At 71.2% G+C, this 22246-nt stretch carries 20 protein-coding genes and 1 tRNA gene; 18 read left to right on the plus strand and 3 right to left on the minus strand.

Translation table 11 applies throughout. The annotated features are described in order from the left end of the window. The first annotated feature begins 65 nt into the window (after window positions 1-65). The 3 genes from E0F75_RS23430 to galE all read left to right on the plus strand — a co-directional run bounded on the left by E0F75_RS23430 (window position 66) and on the right by galE (window position 5235). Window positions 66-2849, plus strand: a complete 2784-nt coding sequence (locus E0F75_RS23430) for a CDP-glycerol glycerophosphotransferase family protein (protein WP_187624521.1) — start codon at window positions 66-68, stop codon at window positions 2847-2849. Continuing rightward, window positions 2842-3996 (plus strand): glycosyltransferase, encoded by a 1155-nt coding sequence (locus tag E0F75_RS23435; RefSeq protein WP_187624522.1) that lies wholly within the window; start codon window positions 2842-2844, stop codon window positions 3994-3996. The genes E0F75_RS23430 and E0F75_RS23435 overlap by 8 nt, the downstream gene beginning before the upstream one ends. Before the next feature lie 246 nt (window positions 3997-4242). Then, a complete protein-coding gene (gene galE / locus E0F75_RS23440; protein WP_187624523.1) occupies window positions 4243-5235 on the plus strand; it encodes a UDP-glucose 4-epimerase GalE in 993 nt (330 codons plus the stop codon). A 161-nt stretch (window positions 5236-5396) separates the two neighbouring features. Here the strand turns inward: galE and E0F75_RS23445 are convergent, their stop codons facing one another. Then, the gene (locus E0F75_RS23445; RefSeq protein ID WP_187624524.1) at window positions 5397-6983 is read right to left on the minus strand and encodes a hypothetical protein; all 1587 of its coding nucleotides are present in this window, start codon (window positions 6981-6983) and stop codon (window positions 5397-5399) included. A 292-nt stretch (window positions 6984-7275) separates the two neighbouring features. Here E0F75_RS23445 and E0F75_RS23450 point away from each other — a divergent pair, with 292 nt between their 5' ends. The 7 genes from E0F75_RS23450 (at window position 7276) to E0F75_RS23480 (ending at window position 13982) form a co-directional block, all read left to right on the plus strand. Next, the gene (locus tag E0F75_RS23450; protein WP_187624525.1) at window positions 7276-8271 is read left to right on the plus strand and encodes a glycosyltransferase family 2 protein; all 996 of its coding nucleotides are present in this window, start codon (window positions 7276-7278) and stop codon (window positions 8269-8271) included. Continuing rightward, window positions 8271-8738: a GtrA family protein gene (locus E0F75_RS23455; protein WP_187624526.1), complete on the plus strand. Its 468-nt coding sequence runs from the start codon at window positions 8271-8273 to the stop codon at window positions 8736-8738. Before E0F75_RS23450 ends, E0F75_RS23455 begins: the two co-directional genes overlap by 1 nt. Window positions 8739-8825: 87 nt before the next feature. Further along, window positions 8826-9962: a glutamate 5-kinase gene (gene proB / locus E0F75_RS23460; protein ID WP_187624527.1), complete on the plus strand. Its 1137-nt coding sequence runs from the start codon at window positions 8826-8828 to the stop codon at window positions 9960-9962. 158 nt (window positions 9963-10120) lie between these two features. Next, window positions 10121-10642, plus strand: a complete 522-nt coding sequence (locus E0F75_RS23465; RefSeq protein WP_187624528.1) for a hypothetical protein — start codon at window positions 10121-10123, stop codon at window positions 10640-10642. A 132-nt stretch (window positions 10643-10774) separates the two neighbouring features. Next, a complete protein-coding gene (locus E0F75_RS23470; RefSeq protein WP_187624529.1) occupies window positions 10775-12058 on the plus strand; it encodes a glutamate-5-semialdehyde dehydrogenase in 1284 nt (427 codons plus the stop codon). 76 nt (window positions 12059-12134) lie between these two features. Beyond that, window positions 12135-12695: a hypothetical protein gene (locus tag E0F75_RS23475; RefSeq protein ID WP_187624530.1), complete on the plus strand. Its 561-nt coding sequence runs from the start codon at window positions 12135-12137 to the stop codon at window positions 12693-12695. Window positions 12696-12896: 201 nt separating this feature from the next. Continuing rightward, window positions 12897-13982 (plus strand): hypothetical protein, encoded by a 1086-nt coding sequence (locus E0F75_RS23480; protein ID WP_187624531.1) that lies wholly within the window; start codon window positions 12897-12899, stop codon window positions 13980-13982. A gap of 247 nt (window positions 13983-14229) precedes the next feature. Here the strand turns inward: E0F75_RS23480 and E0F75_RS23485 are convergent, their stop codons facing one another. Then, a complete protein-coding gene (locus tag E0F75_RS23485; protein WP_187624532.1) occupies window positions 14230-15372 on the minus strand; it encodes a M48 family metallopeptidase in 1143 nt (380 codons plus the stop codon). A 128-nt stretch (window positions 15373-15500) separates the two neighbouring features. Between E0F75_RS23485 and E0F75_RS23490 the strand changes: the two genes are divergently transcribed. The 7 genes from E0F75_RS23490 to E0F75_RS23520 all read left to right on the plus strand — a co-directional run bounded on the left by E0F75_RS23490 (window position 15501) and on the right by E0F75_RS23520 (window position 19743). Continuing rightward, window positions 15501-15737: a hypothetical protein gene (locus E0F75_RS23490; protein ID WP_187624533.1), complete on the plus strand. Its 237-nt coding sequence runs from the start codon at window positions 15501-15503 to the stop codon at window positions 15735-15737. 83 nt (window positions 15738-15820) lie between these two features. Further along, entirely contained in the window at window positions 15821-15982 is a 162-nt protein-coding gene (locus E0F75_RS23495; RefSeq protein WP_015033566.1) for a hypothetical protein, read from the plus strand. A gap of 51 nt (window positions 15983-16033) precedes the next feature. Continuing rightward, window positions 16034-16654, plus strand: a complete 621-nt coding sequence (nadD, locus tag E0F75_RS23500; protein ID WP_079042300.1) for a nicotinate-nucleotide adenylyltransferase — start codon at window positions 16034-16036, stop codon at window positions 16652-16654. Window positions 16655-16673: 19 nt separating this feature from the next. Further along, on the plus strand, window positions 16674-18374 hold the full coding sequence (locus tag E0F75_RS23505; protein WP_187624534.1) for an LCP family protein: 1701 nt from the start codon (window positions 16674-16676) through the stop codon (window positions 18372-18374). 83 nt (window positions 18375-18457) lie between these two features. After that, window positions 18458-18925 carry a ribosome silencing factor gene (rsfS, locus tag E0F75_RS23510; RefSeq protein WP_187624535.1) on the plus strand — a complete coding sequence of 156 codons (468 nt, stop codon included), beginning with the start codon at window positions 18458-18460 and terminating at the stop codon, window positions 18923-18925. Continuing rightward, window positions 18922-19575 carry a histidine phosphatase family protein gene (locus tag E0F75_RS23515; RefSeq protein WP_187624638.1) on the plus strand — a complete coding sequence of 218 codons (654 nt, stop codon included), beginning with the start codon at window positions 18922-18924 and terminating at the stop codon, window positions 19573-19575. Before rsfS ends, E0F75_RS23515 begins: the two co-directional genes overlap by 4 nt. Before the next feature lie 95 nt (window positions 19576-19670). Further along, window positions 19671-19743 (plus strand) — tRNA-Ala (locus E0F75_RS23520). 77 nt (window positions 19744-19820) lie between these two features. On the opposite strand, the gene E0F75_RS23525 is transcribed toward E0F75_RS23520, so the two are convergent. Beyond that, entirely contained in the window at window positions 19821-20705 is an 885-nt protein-coding gene (locus E0F75_RS23525; protein WP_187624536.1) for a helix-turn-helix transcriptional regulator, read from the minus strand. Window positions 20706-20806: 101 nt separating this feature from the next. Here E0F75_RS23525 and E0F75_RS23530 point away from each other — a divergent pair, with 101 nt between their 5' ends. Next, window positions 20807-22240 (plus strand): MFS transporter, encoded by a 1434-nt coding sequence (locus E0F75_RS23530; protein WP_187624537.1) that lies wholly within the window; start codon window positions 20807-20809, stop codon window positions 22238-22240. Window positions 22241-22246 lie beyond the last annotated feature (6 nt).

Here is a 22246-nt window from a genome sequence, read left to right on the forward strand (position 1 = left end):
CAGGCAGCGCCGCGCCTGGCCGAGACACGCCAGATGTTGCCGCCCGCACTTGTGAGAGGACTTGGATGCCGACTAGCGACGTCCCTGATGTGAGCGTCGTCGTCATCGTCTACAACGATGAGGAACGGCTCCCGCGAGCGGTTCGGTCACTTCTCGACCAGACCCTGAACAACCTCGAAGTGATCATCGCCGACGACTGTTCGACCGATGACACCGAGCGCGTGGCGCGCGCCCTGGAGGCATCCGACCCGCGCGTGCGCTACGTGCGCCTGGAGCAGAACAGTGGCGGCTGCAGCGCGCCCCGCAACCGCGGCATCGCGGTCGCGCGCGCCCCGTACGTCATGTTCCTGGACAGCGACGACGAGCTGCCCCGCCATGCCTGCAAGAGCCTGCTGCTCGTCGCCGAGGAGACCGGGGTCGACTTCGTCACCGGTGAGGTGACCCGCCTCTTCGAGGAGTCGAACACCACCGGCTTCTGGTACCCGCACCTCTTCACCGAGAAGCGGGTCGTGAACGGCATCGCCGAGCGCCCCGAGTACTTCTTCGACCACCTGTCGACGAACAAGCTCTACCGGACCTCCTTCATCCGGGACAACGCGCTCACCTTCCCCGAGGGCATCCACTACGAGGACCAGCTGTTCTCCGCGCAGGCCTTCTCGCTCGCGGAGACCTTCGCCGTCGTCCCGTGGTCGGTCTACACCTGGCGTCTCGCCCCGGAGAGCGTCTCCATCTCCTCCAGCCGTCACAAGATCCAGAACGTCGCGGACCGCATCGGTGTGGCCCGGCTCATCGACACCTGGTTCGAGGAGAACGGCCGCGCCGAGTTGCGTGCGGAGAAGGACTACAAGTTCCTCCGCCACGACTTCCGTCTCTACCTGGGCGACCTGCCGTTCCGCGACCTCGAATGGGTCGCCGAGTTCGCCGACGTGGTGAACCCGTACCTGGACGAGATCTCCGACGAGACCTACGCCCGGCTCTCCCGCGAAGAGCGCATCTGCATCCACCTGCTCCGCACCGGCCGGCTGGAGGACCTCAAGGTCGCCGCCCGCCAGCTGGGCCGGCCGCAGCTCGCGCCGCGCTTCGTGACGGAGGAGGGCGAGACCGCCTACTGGGGCGCCGTCGCCCCCGCCGACGACGCGAGCCGTGACGCGCTGGACATCAGCGAGTGGCACATGCGCGAGCAGACGCTCGCCACCGGCCGCATCCGGCACGAGCTGACCTCCGTGACGATGCTGGGCCCGGTCCTGCACCTGGAGATCCGCACGTACGACCCGGTGGGTCTGATCGGCGAGGGCACCCAGGCCTCGGTGAAGCTGGCCGCGCACAAGACGCCGCTCACGGTGCCGCTGACCCTGCGCCCGGAGGGCGACGGACAGTACGTCTCCAAGGCCGAGATCGACTTCCGCAAGGTGCCCGTCGGCCGCGCCGGCGTGGCGACCCGCCGCCACCCGGTGGTCGCGCTGGAGCGCGACGGAGCCCGCCGTACGGACGTCCTGCTGGCCGAGCACGACCAGCCGGACTTCCGCGCCACCGTCACCTACAACAAGTTCGGCATCCACCACCTCCGCATCAAGGCGGAGCAGAAGGGTGCCGGTCGTCTTGAGGTGACCTGGCAGCGGTCCGGCGTCCTGAAGTCCCTCGAACCGCTCGGCCCCTACGCCCGCAAGGCCAAGGGCAAGGTCGGCAAGGTCAGGAAGATCCTCGTCGGCAACGAGGGCAAGGCCACCGCCTACGACGCCGTGTCCAAGCTCCCGCGCAAGCGCAGCCTCGCCGTGTTCGAGGCGATGGAGGGCCGCGGCTACGCGGACAGCCCGCGCTACATCTACGAGGAGCTCAAGCGCCGGAACCTCCCGATCGACGTGATCTGGGCGTACTCCGGCGACCGCTCGTCCTTCCCGAAGGACGTCACCCTCGTCCGGCGCGGCAGCTTCGCGTACGGGCGGGCGCTGGCCCGCGCCACCTACTGGGTCGACTCGCACAACCTGCCGTACCTGTACCCGAAGCCCAAGGGCACCCGGTACCTGCAGACCTGGCACGGTCAGACGTTCAAGGCGATGGGCTTCGACGTGCCCTCGCTGCGGGGTGCGTCGGAGATCGAGAAGGGGCGCTTCCGCGCGGCCGTGGGCCGCTGGGACGCGCTCGTCTGCCCGAGCGCCGAGTTCGAGAAGACCTTCGTGCCGGCCTTCGAGGTGTCCGCCGACCTGATCCGCTCCGGCTACCCGCGCAACGACGTGCTGGTGCGCTGGGCCGAGCCCGAGCAGCAGGCCAGGGCCGCCTCCGTCCGTGAGGCCCTGAACATCCCGGCCGACAAGAAGGTGCTGCTCTACGCGCCGACCTTCCGCGACGCGGCCCGCCGCACCGGACAGTCGGTGCGGGTGGACTTCGAGGCGCTGGCCCCGCACCTGTCCGACGAGTGGATCATCGTCGTGCGGACCCACCCGTACGACCGGTTCAAGATCGCTCCGGAGCTCGGTCACTTCCTGCGCGACGGCTCCTCGTTCGCCGACATCAACGATGTGATGCTGGCCTCGGACGCGGTCCTCACGGACTACTCGTCGCTGATGTTCGACTACGCCAACACCGGTCGTCCGATATTCCTCTACACGGACGACTACGAGGCGTACCGGGGCGGCGACCGCGGCACGTACTACGACCTCGAGGACATCGCGCCCGGGCCGATGGTGACGACCACCGAGGACCTCGCCGCCGCCGTGCGGGACCTCGAGGGCACCCAGGAGCGCCACGCCCAGCGGTACGCGCGCTTCCAGGAAATGTTCTGCTCGTACGAGACCGGCCACGCCAGCAAGATGGTGGTCGATGCTTTTTTCGAAGGCGGCACCCATGACTGAGGCCTCCCCTGTCCGCAACGTGTTCTTCGTCGGCATCGACGTCGACTCGATGGGTGGCTCCCAGCGGGTGCTGCACACCCTCGCCCAGGGCATGGGGGAGCGCGGTCACCGGGTCGAGCTGATCGGCATCCGGCCGAGCCCGGAGCCGTTCCCGTACAACGCCACGCGCGCGTACCGGCACTCGACGCTCTACCCGGCCCCCTCCGAGCCCAAGCCGCCCGTGCGTACGGTCGGCGACCGGATCAGCCTGGCGCGGCGCGCCGAAGCGCGCCGGGCCCTCTCCGACCGCGACAACGCGCGGGCGGAGTTCGAGCGCAAGCTCGCGGAGGTCGAGGACGGCTACATCGTCTTCGGCTCGCCGTGGGCGGTGGACTGGGTCATGCCGCTGAAGTGGCGTCACCTCAAGGGCATCGGGCAGTACCACGAGTCCTTCGCGCAGGCGAAGCGGAGCGCCAACCTGGGCTTGATCCGGCGTCACTACCCGGCGCTCGAGCAGACCCTGGTGCTCTCCGAGGGCGACGCGGTCGAGTTCGTCAACCAGCGCGTGCCGAACGTGCGGGTCATGCCGAATCCGCTGCCGTTCTTCCCGGACGAGCTGGCGCCGCTCGACACCCGCAAGATCGGCGCGGTCGGCCGGCTCGACCCGATCAAGCGGTACGACCGGATGATCGAGGCCTTCGCCCAGGCCCACAAGGGCCGCGACGGCTGGGAGCTGCACCTCTTCGGCGAGGGCCCGCTGGAGGGCGAGCTCCGGATGCGCGCCGAGGACCTCGGCGTGGCGGAGCAGGTCGTCTTCCGGGGCACGGCGCAGGACATGGCCGCCGCCTACCGCGAGCTGTCCGTCGTCGCGATCAGCAGTGAGCGCGAGGGCCGCCCGATGGCGCTGGCCGAGGCCGCCGCCTGCGGTGTGCCGTGCGTCAGCTTCGACGTCTCCGGCGGTGTCCGGGAGCTCGTCGCGGACGGTGTCTCCGGCACCCTGGTGCCGCCGGCCGACGTGCCGGGTCTCGCCGCCGCGCTCGGCGAGCTGATGGACGACGACGCGATGCGCCTGCGGTACGGCAGGGCGGGCCGCGAGCACGTCGCGCACCTGGCGCTGCCGCACGTCCTCGACCAGTGGGACGCGGCGTTCGAGGAGATCGAGCGCTAGGTCCGCCGGAGGACGTCCGGTCACGACGACCACGGACGACCACGGACGACTGCGGAAGCCCCGCCCCGACCACGCGCCGGGACGGGGCTTCCGCATGTCGGCAGAGGTGTCCCGGCGGGGCTCCGCGCGTCGGGCCACGAGGCCGGACGGGCCTTCCGCGCGTGTCGGGCCGTGTGCCCAGGTCGGGTGTCCGAGGCCACCTCCGGAGCCGCCGGAGGCCCCGGAGGCTGTGGCTACACTGTCGGAATGACCTGGCTCATCACCGGCGGCGCCGGTTACATCGGTTCCCACGTCGTCAAAGCAATGACCGAGGGCGGCGAGCGCGTCGTCGTGGTCGACGACCTCAGCACCGGCAACCCCGCGCGCATCCCCGAGGGCATCGTCCTGGAGCAGGGCACGGTCCTCGACCGCGCGTTCCTCGACCGGGTGCTGCGCGAGCACCAGATCAAGGGCATCGTCCACCTGGCCGGCAAGAAGCAGGTCGGCGAGTCCGTCGAGAAGCCGCTGTTCTACTACCACGAGAACGTGACGGGTCTGCAGATCATCCTCGACGCGGCCGCCGCAGCGGGCGTGAAGAGCTTCCTCTTCTCCTCCTCCGCCTCCGTCTACGGCATGCCCGACGTGGACCTGGTCACCGAGGACACCGAGTGCCTGCCCCTCAGCCCGTACGGCGAGACCAAGCTCGTCGGCGAGTGGATGGCGCGCGCCGTCGGCCAGGCCCACGGCCTCTCCACGGCCTGCCTGCGGTACTTCAACGTGGCGGGCGCCGCCGCCCCGGAGCTCGCCGACACCGGTGTCTTCAACCTGGTGCCGATGGTCTTCGAGCGCCTCGACGCCGGCGAGTCCCCGCGCATCTTCGGTGACGACTACCCGACGCCGGACGGCACCTGCATCCGCGACTACATCCACGTCGCCGACATCGCGGACGCGCACCTGGCCGCGGCCCGCGCGCTCGTCGCGGCGGGCGAGGCCGGCGAGACGGCCGCGCTGACCCTGAACATCGGGCGCGGCGAGGGCGTGTCGGTGCGTGAGATGGTGGACCTGATCAACGAGATCACCGGTCACAGCATCGAGCCCCTGGTCACTCCGCGTCGGCCGGGCGACCCGGCCCGCGTGGTCGCCTCGGCGGAGCGCATCGAGTCGCAGTTGGGCTGGAAGGCGCAGCACGACGTCCGCTCCATGATCAGCTCCGCCTGGGAGGGCTGGGGCGCGAACCGCGCGGTCCGCGCGACGGTCTGACGCGAGCGTTTCCGTAGGCGGGGTGCCCCTGGTGGGGCACCCCGCTTTCGCGTGCCCGATCCCTGCCGGCGGGCTCGGATGCCGGCGCGGGCCGGTGGCGGGCGGGCGGCCGGAGCCGGGCCCTCAGGGCCGGTGGCGGGTGGGCGGCCGGAGCCGGGCCCTCAGGGCCGGTGGATGCGGTCCACTCCGTAGTACGTGGCCGTGCACTGCGCCGCCCAGTCCCGCCGGTACGAGGAGGCGAAGAGGGGTTCGGAGAGACCCCCGATGAGCAGCGGCTGATAGGCGACGTCGCGGGCGCCCGCCGCCACCTCCGCCCGGATGCGGGCGTTCTGACGGTCCCATGCGGCAGCCCGTACCACCGTGTCCGTGGTCAGCGCGTAGACCGGCTGCACCAGGGCGGCCGCGCTGCCGACGGCGACCGCGCCGATCGCCACGAGCGCGGCGGCGCGTCCCGCGGGCCGCGCGGGCTTCAGCAGGCGTCGTCCCCACACGTGGCCGCCCCACGCGCCGTACGCGCAGAGCACGAGCAGCATCGGCAGGAGGAAGCTCGTCCAGGTCCGGCCGTACGTCCAGCCGACGTCGCCGTAGCCGCTGCGCAGTCCGAAGACCACGGCCAGGGAGGCGAGGGCGATCAGCGGCAGCGGCAGGAGCACCGCGACCAGGAACAGCCTGCGGGGCGGGAGCCCCGAGGCATCCCGGGGGACGGCGCTGCCGTCCTGCCGGGGCGCGGCGGCCAGCGCCAGGCCGAGCAGCGCGCCGACGGCGAGCGCCCCCAGGTACGCCCACTGGCCGCCGACCGTCTGCCAGAGGCGCCACCAGTCCTGGAACGTCTCTCCGAGCTGGGCCGCCGACAGTGGCTCCTGCGGGTGCTGGGCGCGCCGCCAGCGTGCGCCGGGTGAGGTGTAGAGCAGGACGAGCCCGAGGAGGAGCCCAAGACACGCCGCCGCACACCAGGTGGAGACGTACCGGTTCGCCGCCCAGCCGAACCAGGGCAGACAGAGGATCCCGACGGTGGCCGCGAGCAGGCCGGCCACCAGCGTGAACGGTTCGCTCAGCATGCCGAGCGCCGCTCCGGTCAGGAGCACCGCCCCCACCGCCGCGATCCTGGCCCACCGCACGCCGCTGCGCGCGGCCCGCACGGCGCCGAGCACGGTCCAGAGGCCGATCACGCTCGGCAGGGTGTGGGAGATGGTGGCGGGCGCCCAGAGCAGTACCTGGTACGAGCGGGTGCCCGCGAAGAACAGCAGCGCGGAGAGGAGCCCCGCCGCGGCCACGAGCGGGACGACGGGCAGCCGGGGACGGGGCTCGGCGAGGGCGGCGGGCTCGGCGCGTGTGCCCGTGGCGTGGTGCAGGGAGCGCAGGGCGGCGCGGGCGAGGAGGAACAGTCCCGAGCCGAGCGCGACCACCAGGAAGGCGGGCAGCAGTTTCGGCCCCCGCATGCCGTCGGAGTAGAGCAGCCCGGTCAGAAAGGCGTTGGTGACGCGTCCGTTCTGGGTGAGGTAGAAGTCCGACGTGATGCCGAGGACCCCCATGTCCCGGGTCTTCCACAGGGCGCACCAGTCGTCCGACGTGGGGCGAACGTACAGACCGAGGAAGGCGCCGACCGAGAGCAGCGCGCCCGCTCCGGTGGCGATGACCAGCGCGATCCAGGGGAGTACCTGCCGGAGTCCGCGCGCCGCGTCGGTGTGCTGTTCTTCGTCGTCCGACATTCGTGCGTCACCGAGGTCCGACAGGGTCGTTCTACTCACGGGGCATTGCTCCAGGGGGCCGAGTTCCGTGGCACGAGGGCGCCGCCTCCGTGGCGTCGCCAAGGTATCGGCACAACGGGTCTCTTCGGGTGACAAAAGCCAAAAAAACGCCACGAATAGCAGTATCTTCCCCGCATGCTTTGCCGCATGGACGACATGCCGACCGGGGGTGGCCACCCGGGCGACGCCGGACGGTCACCGCCGCTTCGTACCGTGGCCGCGCTGCTCGAAGGCGAGTTCGGTGGCGGTCCCTCAGGACGTTCTCTTGCCCATCCCTCTGGAGTGACCGTTCATGACCAGGCTTTCCGTCGTCGTCCCCTGCTACAACGAGGAGGACGTCGTCGAACGCTTCGACGCGCGGATGCGCCAGGTGCTCGACACACTCCCCGTCGGTTACGAGATCTGCTACGTCGACGACGGCAGCTCCGACGGAACGCTGGACAAGCTGCGCGAGATCGCCGCCCGGCACCCGCACCGCACCCAGTACGCCTCCTTCAGCCGTAACTTCGGCAAGGAGGCCGCCATGCTCGCCGGCCTGCGCAAGTCCACCGGTGACGCCGTGGTCATCATGGACGCCGACCTCCAGCACCCGCCCGAGCTCCTCGCGCGCATGCTGGACCTGCACCACCAGGGCCACGACCAGGTCATCGCGCGCCGGACCCGCGAAGGCGACAAGAAGCTCCGATCCGCGCTCAGCCGGATGTACTACCGGGCGGTCAACCGCTGGGTCGACGTGGAACTCACCGACGGCGTCGGTGACTTCCGCCTCCTGTCCCGGCCCGCCGTCGACGCGCTGCTCTCGCTGCCCGAGTACAACCGCTTCTCCAAGGGCCTCTTCTCCTGGATCGGCTTCGACACCGTCACCTTCGACTACCAGAACGCCGCACGCGAGGGCGGTGAGACGAAGTGGAGGTTCAGCTCCCTGATCAACTACGGCATGGACGGGCTGATCTCCTTCAACAACCGTCCGCTGCGCATCGCCCTCTGGCTCGGCATGACACTGACCGGCCTCGCCGCCCTCTACGCGGCCTGGGTCGTCGTCGCCGCCCTCACCCAGGGCGTCACCGCCCCCGGATACGTCACCCTGGTCGCGATCATCGCGGGACTCGGAGGCGTGCAGATGGTGATGCTGGGGCTGATCGGCGAGTACATCGGCCGTATCTACTACGAGACGAAGCGCCGGCCGCACTTCCTCGTCAAGGAGACCCACCGCTCCTTCGGCCGCGGCGCGTCCGAGCGCGCCGCCGCCGAGCGGATCAGCGTCGTGGCCACCGAGGGAGAGCACTGATGGGAGCCGGGTCTCCCACCGCCCGGCGCGGACGGCTCGCCGAGATCTTCCGCTTCGCGCTCGTCGGCGGCGTCAACACCGGCACCTTCTTCGGCTGTTACCTGCTGCTCCACCCGTGGATGCCCTACTTCGCCGCGTACTCCCTCGCCTTCGTCCTCAGCATGATCGGCTCCTTCTTCCTCAACACGTACTTCACCTACCGCACCCGGCCGACCTGGAAGAAGTTCGCCCTCTTCCCGCTTACCAACGTCACCAACTACCTGGTGCAGAGCGTCGGTCTGTACGCGCTCGTCACCTGGGCCGGAATGGACGACAGAATCGCGCCACTCGTCGCGGCCGTCGTCGCCATCCCCTTCACCTACCTCATCTCCCAGCGGATCCTCGTCCCCCGGAACAACGGACAGGACACCGACGACCCCGGTCCAGGGAGCGAAACGGACGAGCGGCAGCCCTCCCGGCTCGCGTAGATTGCCTGGCAGTCGCGGCGGGGAACACACGGCGCGTGGGACAGCCGAGTGAGGACGACGCAGGTGGCGGCACAGGTGACGACGCAGATGACCGGAGAGACGGACGACGCGAGGCGATATGTGACGGAGGCCCGCAGGATCGTCGTCAAGGTCGGATCCTCCTCCCTCACCACCGCCTCCGGAGGCCTCGACGCCGACCGCGTCGACGCCCTCGTCGATGTGCTGGCCAAGGTCCGCAGCGGCGGCGAGAAGGAGATCGTCCTCGTCTCCTCCGGCGCGATCGCCGCAGGACTCGCGCCGCTCGGACTCACCCGCCGCCCCAAGGACCTCGCCCGGCAGCAGGCCGCCGCCAGCGTCGGCCAGGGCCTCCTCGTCGCCCGGTACACCGCCTCCTTCGCCCGCTACGGCGTCCGTGTCGGACAGGTCCTCCTCACCACCGACGACACCAGTCGGCGCGCGCACTACCGCAACGCCTACCGAACCCTCGACCAGCTCCTCGCCATGGGCGCGCTGCCGGTCGTCAACGAGAACGACACCGTCGCCACCGACGAGATCCGCTTCGGCGACAACGACCGGCTCGCCGCCCTCGTCGCCCATCTCGTCCGCGCCGACCTGCTCGTCCTGCTCTCCGACGTCGACGGCCTCTACGACGGGGACCCGTCCAAGCCCGGCACGTCGAGGATCGCCCAGGTCGCCGGCCCCGACGACATCGCCCATGTGGAGATCGGCTCCGCAGGGAAGGCGGGCGTCGGCACCGGCGGCATGGTCACCAAGGTCGAGGCCGCCCGGATCGCCGCCGCCGCCGGCATCCCCGTGGTCCTCACCTCCGCGAGCCGCGCCGCCGACGCCCTCGCCGGGCGCGACACCGGTACGTACTTCCACCGCACCGGCCGCCGCTCCGCCGACCGGCTCCTGTGGCTGGCGCACGCCTCCACCCCGCAGGGCTCCCTCACCCTGGACGACGGAGCCGTACGAGCCGTCGTCGAGGGCAAGAAGTCCCTGCTCGCGGCCGGTGTCGCGGGCATCGAGGGCGACTTCGTGGCGGGCGACCCGGTCGAACTGCGCGACACCGCCGGCCGGGCCGTCGCCCGCGGTCTCGTCAACTTCGACGCCAAGGAGATGCCCCGGATGCTCGGGCGCTCCACCCCCGAGCTCGCCAGGGAGCTCGGCCCCGAGTACGAGCGCGAGGTCGTCCACCGCGACGACCTGGTCGTCATCCGCTGACCCTCGGGCCCCTCCCGAAACGGCTGAAAGTGCGGCCATCCGGAAGGGACGTTTACCAAAACCGCCCCAAGTGCCGCCTCGGGCTGGTCAACTTTGTCTCGGGGGTAAGAGAGCAGGGGCGGGGTACAGCACCACACGCATCACACAGGAGGCCGCCGGTGAGACGAGCGCGCCCAGGGGCACCGCCCCGAGGGACTGCCGAACGCGCCCTGACCAGTGTCGAGGCCGGAGCCGACTTCGACGAGGCACGGGACAGGTCCACGGACACCAAGACCGAGACCACCACCGAGACACGCGAGGTTCGCGAGGCACGTGAGGCACGCGCCAAGGAACAGCCCGTGTCCAAACTCTGGCACATCACGCTCAGCGTGTCGGGTGTGGAGTCACCCCTGAAGGAGGTGCGCCGCGGGCTCGAACAACTGGCCCACGACCACCCCTTCCTGCTGACCAGCAGGTATGCCAACGACCACGCCGAGATCCGGTACTGGGAGGAGGCCCGCGACCTGCACGACGCCGCGGCCGTCGCCCTGCGCCTGTGGGGCGAGCACCGGCAGACCGCCAAGCTGCCGCCGTGGGAGATCGTCGGCCTCGAGGTCATCGACCGCGAGACCTACCACCAGCGGATCGCGGAGGGCTACGGCCCGCCGCCGGCCGCTCCGGTCGGCGTCCACCCGTACTGAGCGGGGGCGCGTTCCTGCACGGGGGCGTGTTCAAGACGCCTCCCCGTGCGGGGCGTCTCGGAACCACCGGGGCACGTCTCGCAGTGCGGGATACGTGAGGGATGTCCGCAGGGGTGCCAGTACCCTGCGGGCATGACCTCGCTCACGCCCCTCGACAACCTGTCCCCGGTCACCCGGGCCGCCTACCGGGCCCGTGGCGCCGCCGCCGAAATCGCGCCACTCCCGCGCGCGACCAAGGACGACGCCCTGCTGGCGATCGCGGACGCCCTCGAAGTGCGCACCGCCGAAATCGTCGAGGCCAACGCCGAGGACATCGCCAAGGCCCGCGAAGCCGGGACCAGCGAGGCGATCATCGACCGGCTGACCCTCACCCCCGAGCGCGTCCGGGCCATCGCCGCCGACGTCCGCGACGTGGTCGCGCTGCCCGACCCCGTCGGCGAGGTCGTCCGCGGCTCGACCCTGCCCAACGGCATCGACCTGCGCCAGGTCCGCGTCCCGCTCGGCGTCGTCGGCATCATCTACGAGGCCCGCCCCAACGTCACCGTCGACGCCGCCGCCCTCTGCCTCAAGTCCGGCAACGCCGTCCTGCTCCGCGGCTCGTCCTCCGCCTACGCCTCCAACAGCGCCCTGGTGAAGGTCCTGCGCGACGCCGTCGGCGGCGCCGGACTGCCCGCGGACGCCATCCAGCTCGTCCCCGGCGAGTCCCGTGACTCGGTCCGCGAGTTGATGCGCGCCCGCGGCCTCGTCGACGTCCTCATCCCGCGCGGCGGAGCCTCCCTGATCCGGACGGTCGTCGAGGAGTCCACGGTCCCCGTCATCGAGACCGGCACCGGCAACTGCCACGTCTACGTCGACGCCCAGACCGACCTCGACATGGCCGTCGACATCCTGATCAACTCCAAGGCCCACCGGGTCAGCGTCTGCAACGCGGCCGAGACCCTCCTCGTCCACCAGGACGTCGCCGCGGCCTTCCTGCCCAGGGCCCTCGACGCGCTCGCCGAGGCCGGTGTCACCGTCCACGCCGACGAGCGGGTGATCGCCTTCGCCGAGCGCTCCAAGGCCACCGTCGTACCGGCCACGCCGGAGGACTGGGAGACCGAGTACCTCTCGTACGACATCGCCGCCGCCGTCGTCGACTCCCTCGACAAGGCCGTCGAGCACATCAGGACCTGGTCCTCCGGTCACACCGAGGCGATCGTGACCACCTCGCAGGCCGCGGCGCGCCGCTTCACCCAGCTGGTCGACTCCACCACGGTCGCCGTGAACGCCTCCACCCGGTTCACGGACGGCGGCCAGTTCGGCTTCGGCGCGGAGATCGGCATCTCCACCCAGAAGCTGCACGCCAGGGGCCCCATGGGCCTTCCGGAGCTCACCTCGACCAAGTACATCGTCACCGGCGACGGTCACGTGCGGTAATCGCTCCTTTCGGTACGGGCGGGGAGGGTTCGCACTCTCCCTGCCCAAAACCACCTCGCGGGTCTACTCTGAATCCGTGCCGGACGACGTGGGGGGCACGCCGTTCCAGAACGGCGGGGACCCTGAGGACTCTGTCGACCGCGGAGGCGCCGACGAGGTCTACGCCGACGTGGTGTTCGACGAGGCCTTCGTGCGGGCCGCGACCGTCCACGAACCCACCGCCGTCGAGCGGCTGCTCGCCGCCGCCCAGGCCCGCGCGGAGGCCGAGTCGGCCCGCGCCCGCGCCGGTGGCGGATCGGCCGACGACGACCTCTACGAGGACTTCCACGACGTCTCCGGCCTCACCTACGAGCCGGACGACGTCGGCGACGACGCCAGCCCCTACGGCCGCCACGGCGGCGCTCTGCGCCCCTACCGGGGCAGCGCCCGCTGGCACCGGCCCGTCGCCTGGGTCCTCGCTCTCGTCATGGGGATCGGCATGGTCGCCCTGGCGTTCAGCGCCGTCTACCGGGGCGCGGCCGCCAACCGCCAGGACCAGGTTCCGCCGCCGGCCACGACCGGCGTCGACACGCCCAACCCGAACCCGGCCCCGCCCGCCGCCCACGCGCCCGCGGCACGCTCCGCGTCCCCCAAGTAGGCCGGCTCCGCATCTCCCGAGTAGGCACGCTCCGCGTCCCCCGCATCGCGGTCCGCTGCCGTCCCGGTGCGGTCCGCGTCCCCCGGGTGGCCGAGCCGCACGGCTCCACGGCGGCGCGGACACACCCTGACGGCGGAATTCTTCCGAACTTGTCCTGTACCTGGGCGTTTACCGAAGCCCCCGCGGACCTACCCTGAAGGTATGGCAGGGCGTGGCGACCCGCCTGAGGGGACACCCGAGGGTCTCCCCGGCGGTGAGGACGAGTACAGGTCCGTCGTCTTCGACGAGGCGTTTGTCCGTGCTGCCCACCTCCAGGAGTTCTCGGCCCGGGAGCGGATGGGCGAGCACACCGAGGCCGTCCGCAGCCGCCCGTCGTCCTGGGAGGGCCGGAGCGGCTCCCGCCAGGCCCTCATGCTGGTCCTGCTGATCCTCCTCGCCTTCGGTACGGCCATCTATCTGGGCGTCCGGAACCCCTACCAGCCGCCCGCCGACCAGCGGGCCGAGCCACTGCGGACCACCGTGGTCCCGCTCGCCCCGCAGGGCCCCGTCGTCGGCGGTGTGCCCGACCGGCTCTTCGACCACAGTCCGGTCGCCGAGTACCGCACGGGGGCCGCCGGCATCAACCTCCCCGTCGCGGGGCGCACCACCCACTTCGCCGAGAGCCAGGTCGTCACCGCCCTGAGCATCGCCAAGGACTATCTGGTGGCCTCGTCCCTGGAACCCGACGTCCTGGCCGGGGTCACCGTGCGGCCCGCGCGCCTGCTGCTCGACCCCGACCAGCTGGAACAGTTCGACCGGAGCGTGGAGGCACCGGCCGACGACGGCCGGCACGCCCTCGCCGCCTGGCTGGTCCGCTTCGACCCGCGCCAGGCCGTCCTCGCGGACCCCTCGGCCCGCGTCCAGGGCACTCTCCGCTTCGAGGAGACCGGACCCGACACCCTGGACGTCACCGCGGACCACACGTACACCTACGCGCTCCGCCCGGCCGCCCAGGGCGCGGGACCGGTCGGTCAGGCCTCGCTCTTCACCGTCCACCGCGAGGTGCACTTCCGCTTCGACCGCGAGGACCTGCGCATGCACCGGGCCGAGCTGGTGACCAGCACCGTCGAGGCGGGCCCGCAGGCGTGCGGCGCGGACACCACCGGCTCCCTGAAGCCGCTCCTGGCCGGAGCGCGGGCCCCCGAGGCGGGCGGCGGACCTCCGGTCACCGACCCGTACGCCACGGGCCGCCCCGCCGCCCCCTCACTGTGCGGAGCGCTGGCGCCGGACGCGCAGCCCTCGCTCTGAGACCACGAGCCCTCAGCCCTTGCTCTGAGACCGCGAGCCCTCAGCCCTTGCTCTGAGACCGCGAGCCCTCAGCCCTTGCTCTGAGACCACGAGCCCTAAGCCCTTGCTCTGAGACCACGAGCCCTCAGCCCTTGCTCTGGGGCCCGCAGCCCTCAGCCGTCGCTCTGAGGCCCGCAGTGCTTCGCCGTCGCTCTCAGACCGCGAGCCCTCAGCCCTCGCTCCTGAGGCCCCGAGCGCCCGGTTCTCGCTACTTGGCGTCCCCGGCGCCGCTGTCCGGGCCGCTCTTGCCGTCCCCGGCTGTCCCGGTGGTCCCCGTGGTTCCGTCGGTCCCCGCGGCGTCCGGCTTCTGCGGGCCCTGGCCGCCGCCGAAGGCGTTGCGCAGCTTGCCGCCCAGGTCGCCCGCCAGGTCACCGGCGCCACCGGCTATGTCACCGACCAGCTTCATCAGCGGATCCTTGCTGGTCCGCACGGTGTCGGCGTAGTGCCCAGCCGACTCGCGGAAGGAGTCCGTGACCGAGGCGTCCTTGTCCTCCGAGCGCTTCGGGTAGTGGCCGTCCATGATCCGCTGGAAGTCGCGGCTCTCCGACCACTTCTTCAGCTCCGCCGCCCGGACGGTGGTGAAGGGATGCGTGCGCGGCAGCACGTTGAGGATCTTGAGGACCGAGTCCCGCAGGTCCCCGGCCTTCTCGTACTCGTCGGCCTGGGCGAGGAACGCGTCCACGTTCATCTCGTGGAGGTGGTTGCCGCCGGCGATCTTCATCAGACCGCGCATCGACGCCTGCACGTCCTGCCCGACGAGGAGCCCGGCCCGGTCGGCGGAGAGCTCCGACTTGCGGAACCACTCGCGCAGCGCCGTGACGATGGCCATGATCGCGACGTTCCCCAGCGGGATCCAGGCGATCTTGAGGGCCAGGCCGGTGAGGAAGAGCAGCACCGTGCGGTACACGGAGTGCCCGGACAGTGCGTGGCCCACCTCGTGGCCGACGACCGCACGCATCTCCTCCTCGTCGAGGAGCTCCACGAGGCCGGTCGTGACGACGATGATCGGCTCGTCCAGGCCGATGCACATCGCGTTGGGCTTCGGGTCCTGCGTCACGTACATCGGCGGGACCTTCTCCAGGTCCAGGATGTAACAGGCGTCCCGCAGCATGTCGTTGAGATGGCTGAACTGCGCGTCGCTCACCCGGACGGAGTCCGAGAGGAAGAGCAGTCGCAGACTGCGCTCCGGCAGCAGCCCGCTGAGCGCCTTGAAGACCGTGTCGAAGCCGCTGAGCTTGCGCAGCGCCACCAGCGCCGAGCGGTCGGCCGGATGCTCGTAGGCCCGCGAGGAGATGCCGGGGAACCGCTTCCGCTGCCTGCTCGGCACGTTCCCCTGGTCGTTCTCGGTCATGGATGCCCCCTGTTCGTACGAGTCGATGCTCGTCCCCCTGACGAACCCCAGCCTAGGCGCTGGCGCTACCGTGTGCCGGGGCCTGTGGATAACTCGGGCACCAAGGACGACCGAGGAGCACGACCGACATGCCGGACACCGTCGACACCGCCGCCGCCCTGCTCGCGGCCGCCGCGCAGCAGGGGCCGGGTGACACGCTCCGTATCGTGCTGCTGGTCTCGATCGTGGGCGGCGCGCTGCTCGCCTGGTTCCTGCTGCGCGGCTACCGCACCGACGACTCGGCTGACGCCCGCACCGGCGACGGCGCCGGCGGCGGCAGCGAAGGCGGCCCGGACGGCAACACGGACCGTGACGCGAGTGCCTGAGTCGGCGTGAGCCCGCCCGGACCGCCCGCATACGATGTGCGCGAAGTCTCCGCTCCCATCCCCGATCGATAGGTCTGCCGAAGATGAGCCTCCACAGCACCGCCGCCAACCTGGTCACTCTCGCCGAGGGCGCCGAGCACGGCGGCAACCACGACAGCCTCAGCCCCTACCTCACCGGCTTCGGTGCCTTCGGCGCCCTGCTTCTGCTGCTGTGGATCACCACGCGCTTCAACCGCGACCGCTGAACCGGCGACCCTGATCAGGCGTCCGCTGCCGTGCCAGTAGGCTCTGCACGCATGGGAGAGCAGGAAATGCCTACTGGCGGGCGCGGGAAGCGCCGACTCGGCGTGATGGGCGGAACCTTCGACCCGATCCACCACGGACACCTGGTGGCGGCCAGCGAGGTCGCCGCCCTGTTCCACCTGGACGAGGTCGTGTTCGTGCCGACCGGGCAGCCGTGGCAGAAGAGCGACCGGGCCGTGTCCGCGGCCGAGGACCGCTATCTGATGACGGTCATCGCGACGGCCTCCAACCCGCAGTTCTCGGTCAGCCGGATCGACATCGACCGCGGCGGCGCGACCTACACCATCGACACCCTGCGGGACCTGCGCTCCCTCAACAGCGACTCGGACCTCTTCTTCATCACCGGGGCCGACGCGCTGTCGCAGATCCTCACCTGGCGCGACGCCGAGGAACTCTTCTCGCTCGCGCACTTCATCGGCGTCACCCGGCCGGGTCACGACCTCACCGACGACGGACTGCCCAAGGGCGGCGTCTCGCTGGTCGAGGTTCCCGCGCTCGCCATCTCCTCCACCGACTGCCGGGCGAGGGTCGCACAGGGCGATCCCGTCTGGTATCTGGTCCCGGACGGCGTGGTGCGCTACATCGACAAGCGCCAGTTGTACCGCGGCGAGTGAGCTTCGGGGAGGGCCACCGGTGAACGATCAGCAGCATCCGTACGACCCGTACTATCCGCAGCCGCAGATCATCGGCTACGACGAGTACGGGCAGCCGGTGTATCAGCAGCCGCAGCAGGGATACGGATATGACCCGTACGCCCAGCAGCAGTACCAGGAACCGCAGCAGCAGTACCAGGAGCAGCCCTCGCAGTACCAGGGGCAGCCCCAGCCGTCCCACGAGCCGCAGTACGACCCGTACGGACAGCAGGGCTACAGCTACCCCTCCTACGACACGGGGCAGCAGTGGGCGGCCCAGCCCGAGTCCGCCGCACCCGTCGCGCCCGCCGCACCCCCCATGGCGCAGGCCGCACCTCCCGCGGCGCCGGCCGCGCCCGTCGCGGCGCCCGCCGGGGTCCCCGGCCAGCGCCCCGCCTCCGAGCGCTCCGCGCCGGCCCGGCCCGCCCCCGACGACGACCGTGAGTACCGCACCGAGCAGTTCTCGTTCATCGAGGAGCCGGACGAGGACTCCGAGGACGTCATCGACTGGCTGAAGTTCACCGAGAGCCGTTCCGAGCGGCGCGAGGAGGCCAGGCGCAAGGGCCGCAACCGGATCATCGCCCTTGTCGTCGTGCTCGTCCTCGCGGCCGTGGGCGGCGTCGGCTACCTCTGGTCCGCGGGAATGCTCCCCGGGGCCTCCGAGGAGCAGCAGAAGGGGGGCACCGCGACCGGTCCGCAGAAGCGCGACACGATCGTCATCCACCTCCACAACACCACGGGAGGCGGGACCTCCACCGTCCTGCTCGTCAACAACACCACCACCGGTCAGGGCACCTCGGTCCTGATTCCCAACTCCGTCGTCGTCGCCGACGGAGAGGGCGCCGCGACCACCCTCGGCAAGTCGGTCGAGGACGACGGGTCCAGCGGGACCCGCGAGGCGATCGGCAATCTCCTCGGCGCCCCCATCACCGGCACCTGGCGCCTGGACACGCCGTACCTGGACACCCTCGTCGACCTCGTCAGCGGTATCGAGACGGACACCGACATCGACGTGCCCGACACGAAGAAGGGCGCCGATCCGCTGGTCAGGAAGGGCGAGAAGCAGTCCCTGAACGGCCGCGCCGCCGTCGCCTACGCGACCTACCGGGCCCCCGGCGAGGCCGAGACCAAGCAGCTCCAGCGCTTCGGCCAGGTCATGTTCGCGGTACTGCGCAAGATCTCGGACAATCCCGAGTCCGCCACGATGACCGTCGAGAGCCTCACCCAGATCTTCGACCCCTCGCTCTCCGAGAAGGACCTGGGCGCCGCCCTGGCCAAGCTCGCCGAGCACGCCAAGGTCGGCGACTACAAGACGGCCCTGCTCCCGGTCGGCCAGGACGGCATGCTGACCGAGGGCGCGAGCGACAGTGTGGTGAAGGACATCCTGGGCGGAAAGGTCACCGCCCCCGAGGCGGGCGACGTGCCCCGGGTCTCGCTGCGGGACGGTTCCGGCAAGAAGGCGACCGAGGCGGCCCGGATCGTCCTGATCAACGGCGGCTACGCCTTCGTGGGCGGCGGCGACGCGGACACCCAGGAGAAGTCGCAGGTCGTCTACGGTGACGACCTCCAGAAGGCGACGGCGGCCGAGGTGGCCAAGACGCTGGGTCTGCCGGCCGGCTCGGTAGCCAAGGGCAAGCCCTCGGGAGCGGCCGCGGTGACCGTGATTCTGGGCCAGGACTACAAGGTGCCGGAGGCCCCGTAACGGCGCTCCGGAAAACGTTGGCGGGGCCGTCGGCGGTCCGTGAGACCCTGGAGGGGTACTGGACCGCCGACGAAAGCCTGCTTGTGACCGCCACGGATCGTTCCATCGAACTCGTCAACGCCGCCGCTCAGGCGGCCGCCGACCGGCTCGCGCACGACATCATCGCGTACGACGTCAGCGATGTGCTGTCGATCACCGACGCCTTCCTGCTCGCCTCCGCGCCCAACGACCGCCAGGTCAAGTCGATCGTCGACGAGATCGAGGAGCGCCTCAACAAGGACCTCGGCGCCAAGCCGGTCCGCCGTGAGGGCGACCGCGACGCGCGTTGGATCCTCCTGGACTACGTCGACATCGTCGTCCACGTCCAGCACAGCGAGGAGCGTGTCTTCTACGCGCTCGAGCGCCTGTGGAAGGACTGCCCCGAGCTCGAGCTCCCCGAGGACGCGGCGAAGACCCGCGGCAAGGGTGCCGAGCACGCCGAGCTGACCGGTGTCGACCTCTCCGAGCACGCCGCAGGGCTGCCCGACGGACCCGACGGTGAGCTGAGCTGAGCACCACCAAGGGCGGCACTGGCCGCCGCATCGTTCTCTGGCGTCACGGCCAGACCTCCTGGAACCTGGAGCGCCGCTTCCAGGGCTCGACCGACATCGAGCTGACGGAGACCGGCGTCGCCCAGGCGCGCCGGGCCGCCCGGCTGCTCGCCGCGCTGAAGCCGGACACCATCGTGGCCTCCGACCTGAAGCGGGCGGCGGCCACCGCCGCCGAGCTCGCCGTGCTCACCGGCCACGCCGTCGCCCACGACTCCGCGCTGCGCGAGACGTACGCGGGGGAGTGGCAGGGACTGACCCACGACGAGATCGTGGCGCGGTACGGCGAGCAGTACGCCGCGTGGAAGCGCGGCGAGCCCGTGCGCCGGGGCGGCGGCGAACTGGAGACCGAGGTGGCCGACCGGGCCGCCCCGGTGGTCCTGGAGCACGCCGACAAGCTTCCCGAGGACGGCACGCTCGTCGTGGTCAGCCACGGCGGCACGATCCGCACCACCATCGGCCGGCTCCTCGGTCTGGAGTCCCAGCACTGGGAGAGCCTGGGTGGCCTCTCGAACTGCTGCTGGTCGGTCCTCGGCGAGGGCGCGCGCGGCTGGCGTCTGATGGAGCACAACGCGGGCACGCTGCCCGAGCCGGTCCTCGGCGACGACGACTGAGCCCCACGACCGGCCTGCCGGACCCGGATTTCGCTTTCCGGCAGGTCACAGGCTAAAGTTCTTCTTGTTCGCAGCGCAGAGCGCGAAGAACACGAGGGGCTATAGCTCAGTTGGTAGAGCGCCTGCATGGCATGCAGGAGGTCAGGAGTTCAATTCTCCTTAGCTCCACAATCACCGGATCCCGTCCCCAGCAGGGGGCGGGATTCGTCGTTCCCGGGGTCCGTCGGCCGGTGGGGTCGGTCGTTCTACGGGGTCGGTCGTTCCGTCATCTCCCGCAGGGACGCGAGCCCGTGGCGGCTCTCCTCGTCGTTCGGCGTGTAGGCCACGATCCGGCACTCCGGCAACCCGTTCACCGAGAGGGAGACCGAGGTCAGCCGGATCTCGCCGGTCCGCGCGTGACGGAAGGTCTTCACCCGCGTCCCCGGCGGGACCACGTCGCCGCTGCGCCACAGCCGGGTGAACTCCGAGCTGGTCTCCGCCAGGGCCCGTACGAACTCCTCCCAGGCCGGCTCGCCGACATGGCGGCCGTACGCGCCCCGCAGCTGGGCCACCATCAGCGGCAGCTCCCGCTTCCGGTCGACCACCGGGCAGGTGGGTCCGGGCACGCTGAACAGCGCCCACAGCACGTTGCGTATGCCGAACGGGCCGGTGTCCAGGTCGTCCCGGCCCTCCTGGAAGAAGAGCAGCTCGTACATGGCGTTGGTCGCGAGCACGTCGTACCGCGCGTTGTAGAGCACCGCCGGGTGCGGGTCCAGGGCGTCGAGGATGCCCTGGATCTCCGGGCTGACCACCGCCACGTCCGAGGCCGACCGCTCCGGCGCGTACGGCACCTCGGCCAGGTGGTAGAGGTGCTCGCGCTCGGGCCGGTCGAGCCGGAGCGTCCTGGCCACCGCGTCGAGCACCTGCGCCGAGGCGTTGATCGGGCGCCCCTGCTCCAGCCACGTGTACCAGGTGACGCCGACGCCGGAGAGCTGGGCGACCTCCTCGCGGCGCAGTCCCGGCGTGCGGCGGCGGAGTCCCGGGGGCATCCCCACGTCCTCCGGTGTCACCCTGGCCCGGCGGCTGCGCAGGAACGCGGCCAGCTCCGGTCGTCGGCGTCGCTGTGTCGGTACCGCTGCCACGATCGTCACACCCCCATGGTCGAGTCCCCGTGCCGCCGCTGCCAGGTGGTGTCAGTACCAGCATCAGCGGGCTCTCGTTACCCGTATCCGATCGAGGTCACGCTCGGCGTATGACCTCGACCACAACACGTCCCGTACTCAGTAAAGACGGTGGCACCGACAACCGCCCCGGACTGTTGCTCGGCGTGGTCCTCGCCGCCCAGTTCATGGCGCTCCTCGACGTCTTCATCGTCAACGTCGCCGCGCCCACGATCCGTGTCGAGCTCTCCGCGTCCGGAGCCGCGCTCCAGCTCGTCGTCGCCGGATACACCATCGCCTACGCGGTGTTGCTGATCACCGGTGCCCGCCTGGGCGCCCTCGTCGGACACCGCCGGATGTACCTCGGCGGCCTCGCCGTCTTCACCGCGGCCTCCCTCGCCTGCGGCCTCGCCGCAGGAACCGGCCAGTTGATCGCCTTCCGGCTCGCGCAGGGCGCGGGCGCCGCCCTGATGATCCCTCAGGTCCTGAGCCTCATCCAGCGCGAGTTCGCCGGCGAGCGCCGTGTGAAGGCGCTCAGTGCCTACTCCGCGGTCCTGGCCACCGGCGCCGCCGCCGGGCAGGTCGTCGGCGGGATCCTGGTGAGCGCCGACCTCTTCGGCACCGGCTGGCGGCCCGTCTTCCTCGTCAACGTCCCCATCGGCATCGCCCTGCTCGTGCTCGGAGCCCGGGTCCTGCCCCGTGACGCCCCGGCCGGGGCCACGCGTGCGCGTGCCCTCGATCTGCCGGGCCTCGTCCTGCTCGCCGGCGCCGTGTCCCTGCTGACCGTTCCCCTGGTCCTCGGCCAGGAACAGGACTGGCCCCTGTGGTCCTGGCTCTCGCTCGGCAGCTCCCTGATGCTCCTCGCCCTCTTCGGCGCGTACGAGTCGCGGCTCGCCCGGCGCGGCGGCGCCCCGCTCATCGCCCCGCGCGTGCTGCGGCTCCCGGGCATGGGGCGGGCCGTCGTGTGGATCGCGGTGTCGATGGGAGTCAACGCCGGCTTCCTGTTCACCCTCACCCTGCATCTGCAGGGCGGACTCGGCCACAGCGCGCTGCGCGCCGGGCTCACCTTCGGTCCCGCCGCCGTCGTCTTCGGCACCGTCGGGCTGACCTGGCGGCGCTGGCCTGCCCGGCTCCACCGCGCGCTGATCCCGGGCGGATTCCTGCTCGCCGCCGCGGGAGCCCTCGGCGTCGGCGGGCTGCTCGCGGACGGTGGTGCGGGCGGCTGGGGGCTCTATCCGGCCCTGGGCGCGCTCGGCGCCGGGATCTCGCTGGCCTTCAGCCCCGCCCTGACCGGCGCGCTGGCCACCGTACGACCGGAGGACGCGGCCGACGCGAGCGGGCTGCTCGCCACCGTCACCCAGCTCGGCCAGCTCATCGGGGTCGCCGCGTTCGGGACCCTCTTCCTCGCCGCGTCGGACGGATCCGGAGCACAGAACTCCGCCGACGCGCTGCGGACGACCATGATCGCCCTGGCCGTCGCCGCGCTCGCCGGCGCGGTGGCCGGACCGTGGCGTCGAGCACGCTGACCCCCT

This window comes from Streptomyces sp. CB02980, assembly GCF_014451325.2.
In the GTDB taxonomy this organism is placed as follows: domain Bacteria; phylum Actinomycetota; class Actinomycetes; order Streptomycetales; family Streptomycetaceae; genus Streptomyces.

What these genes read in the sequence shown, in the direction of transcription:
- E0F75_RS23430 (WP_187624521.1), top strand. Translation starts at nt 66, where the DNA reads ATGCCGACTAGCGACGTCCCTGATGTGAGCGTCGTCGTCATCGTCTAC.
- E0F75_RS23435 (WP_187624522.1), top strand. Translation starts at nt 2,842, where the DNA reads ATGACTGAGGCCTCCCCTGTCCGCAACGTGTTCTTCGTCGGCATCGAC.
- galE (WP_187624523.1), top strand. Translation starts at nt 4,243, where the DNA reads ATGACCTGGCTCATCACCGGCGGCGCCGGTTACATCGGTTCCCACGTC.
- E0F75_RS23450 (WP_187624525.1), top strand. Translation starts at nt 7,276, where the DNA reads ATGACCAGGCTTTCCGTCGTCGTCCCCTGCTACAACGAGGAGGACGTC.
- E0F75_RS23455 (WP_187624526.1), top strand. Translation starts at nt 8,271, where the DNA reads ATGGGAGCCGGGTCTCCCACCGCCCGGCGCGGACGGCTCGCCGAGATC.
- proB (WP_187624527.1), top strand. Translation starts at nt 8,826, where the DNA reads ATGACCGGAGAGACGGACGACGCGAGGCGATATGTGACGGAGGCCCGC.
- E0F75_RS23470 (WP_187624529.1), top strand. Translation starts at nt 10,775, where the DNA reads ATGACCTCGCTCACGCCCCTCGACAACCTGTCCCCGGTCACCCGGGCC.
- E0F75_RS23480 (WP_187624531.1), top strand. Translation starts at nt 12,897, where the DNA reads ATGGCAGGGCGTGGCGACCCGCCTGAGGGGACACCCGAGGGTCTCCCC.
- E0F75_RS23485 (WP_187624532.1), bottom strand. Translation starts at nt 15,372, where the DNA reads ATGACCGAGAACGACCAGGGGAACGTGCCGAGCAGGCAGCGGAAGCGG.
- E0F75_RS23490 (WP_187624533.1), top strand. Translation starts at nt 15,501, where the DNA reads ATGCCGGACACCGTCGACACCGCCGCCGCCCTGCTCGCGGCCGCCGCG.
- E0F75_RS23495 (WP_015033566.1), top strand. Translation starts at nt 15,821, where the DNA reads ATGAGCCTCCACAGCACCGCCGCCAACCTGGTCACTCTCGCCGAGGGC.
- nadD (WP_079042300.1), top strand. Translation starts at nt 16,034, where the DNA reads ATGGGAGAGCAGGAAATGCCTACTGGCGGGCGCGGGAAGCGCCGACTC.
- E0F75_RS23530 (WP_187624537.1), top strand. Translation starts at nt 20,807, where the DNA reads ATGACCTCGACCACAACACGTCCCGTACTCAGTAAAGACGGTGGCACC.